This is a genomic window from Luteibacter sp. P4_E6 (assembly GCF_056401535.1).
The window spans coordinates 1-2416 of sequence record NZ_JBFUJE010000556.1 but is presented as its reverse complement, the minus strand read 5'-3'; the positions used below and the strand labels follow the sequence as shown (position 1 = coordinate 2416).

Annotated in this window: 1 protein-coding gene; it reads right to left on the bottom strand. The window is 63.7% G+C overall.

The genetic code is table 11. The features are described 5' to 3' along the window. A partial coding sequence (locus tag AC1DT2_RS20695; protein WP_477298420.1) for a methylmalonyl-CoA mutase family protein occupies positions 1 to 2416 on the bottom strand: 2416 nt, incomplete at both ends.

The following is a 2416-nucleotide window of genomic DNA, read 5'->3' as shown; positions in this document are numbered from 1 at the left end:
CTCGACAATAGTGAAGCCGTTCGACAGCGTGAAGGCGAGCTGGCTGATCGGGTTCGCGCCGGCTTCAGCGATGTGATACCCGGAGATCGACACCGAGTAGAAATTGCGCACCTTGTGGTCGACGAAGTACTGCTGGATGTCGCCCATCATGCGCAGGGCGAATTCCGTGCTGAAGATGCAGGTGTTCTGCGCCTGGTCTTCCTTGAGAATGTCCGCCTGTACGGTGCCGCGCACGTTAGCCAGGGTGAACGTCTTGATACGCGCGTAGGTTTCCGCGTCGACCACTTCCTCACCCGAGATACCGAGCAGGCCGAGGCCGAGACCGTTGTTGCCCTCGGGCAAGCCGCCGGTATACGTCGGGCGGTTGCCGTCCGGATACAGCTGCGCGATACGTGCCTTGGCGGCATCCCAGCGGGACGGCTCCTCGTTGAGGTACTTCTCGACGTTCTGGTCGATCGCCGTGTTCATGAACATGGCGAGGATGATCGGCGCGGGGCCGTTGATCGTCATCGACACGGACGTGGACGGTGCCGACAGGTCGAAGCCGGAATACAGCTTCTTCATGTCGTCGAGCGTGGCGATGGAAACGCCTGAATTACCGATCTTGCCGTAGATATCCGGGCGCGGTGCCGGATCTTCGCCGTACAGCGTGACCGAGTCGAACGCCGTGGACAGGCGTGCGGCGGCGCCACCCAGCGAGAGGTAATGAAAACGACGGTTAGTACGTTCCGGAGTGCCCTCGCCCGCGAACATGCGGGTGGGGTCCTCACCTGCGCGGCGATACGGGAACACGCCGCCGGTGTACGGGTAGTAGCCCGGGAGGTTCTCGCGCATGAGGAAGGAGAGCAGCTCGCCCCAGTCCTTCGTCTTCGGCGGCGACACCTTGGGAATCTTCTGGTGACTCAGCGAGGTACGGTAGTTTTCGACGCGGATGACCTTATCGCGCACCTGGTATTCGGTGAACTCGTCAGTGACCGAGGCGTAGCGCGACGGCCACTCGCGCAGCAGCGCGATGGCTTCGCTGGTCAGCTCGCGCACGGCTTCGTTGTAGCGCTGGCGGAGGGTCGACAAGGAGCGGTCACCCTCCACGCTCAACGCATCGTGGTCGTAGAGATCGAACGCACGCGGCAGGGCCGCGTCGCCGATGTCCTTCAACGATTCAAAGTAATGCTGAGCCTTGCTCGCCGCCTCGGCCTGCTTCGCAATGCCGCTGTTTACGCCACGGCCCTGCTCGGCGATCTCGGCGAGATAACGCACGCGGTTACCGGGAATCAGCACGGTGGCGCGCGGCTCGCGCAGCGTCGTGTCGATATCCGGCGTCCACGCAGCCTCGGGCAGCGAGAGCTTGCCGCGCATCAGGCGACAGAGATTGGCGAACATCCAGGTGACACCCGGATCGTTGAACTGGCTGGCGATGGTCGGATAGACCGGAACGTTCTCATCGGCCAGCTGGAACGCGACGCGGTTGCGCTTCCACTGTTTGCGTACGTCGCGCAGCGCATCTTCGGCGCCGCGCTTGTCGAACTTGTTGAGCACCACGAGCTCGGCGAAGTCGAGCATGTCGATCTTCTCGAGCTGGCTCGCCGCGCCGTATTCGCTGGTCATCACATAGACCGGGAAATCGACGAGGTCGACGATCTCCGAGTCGCTCTGGCCGATACCGGCGGTTTCGACGATCACCAGGTCGTACGCCTGCGACTTCAGGAAGTCGATGCAGTCGTGCAGCACGATGGACGTCGCCGCGTGTTGGCGGCGGGTGGCCATGGAGCGCATGTACACGCGCGGGCTGCGCAGCGAATTCATGCGGATGCGATCGCCGAGCAAGGCACCGCCGCTACGGCGACGCGTCGGATCCACGGCAAGCACGGCAATGCGGATCTGCGGAAACGCGTGCAGGAAACGCAGCAGCAGCTCGTCGACCACGCTGGATTTGCCGGCGCCGCCGGTGCCGGTCAGGCCAAGGACGGGTGTCTTGTTGCCAGCCAGCTGCCATTCCTTGCGCAGGCGGGCGAGCTCGGTTTCCGGGAGGAGGTCCTCCTCGATCGCCGAGAGCATGGCGCCAATGGAGATTTCATCCTCGACGGACGCTGATACCGGCACCGCTTCCACGCGCTGGCTGGTCGCGGCACGCGTGCGCGACATCACGTCTTCGATCATCTCGGTCAGGCCGAGCTTCATGCCGTCGTTCGGATGGTAGATACGCTCCACGCCATAGGCCTGGAGTTCGCGGATTTCTTCCGGCGTGATCGTGCCGCCGCCGCCGCCGAACACACGAATATGGCCGGCGCCACGCTCGCGCAGCATGTCGACCATGTACTTGAAGTACTCCACGTGGCCGCCCTGGTAGGACGACAAGGCGATGGCGTCGGCATCCTCCTGCAGGGCCGCACGCACCACGTCTTCCACCGAGCGGTTA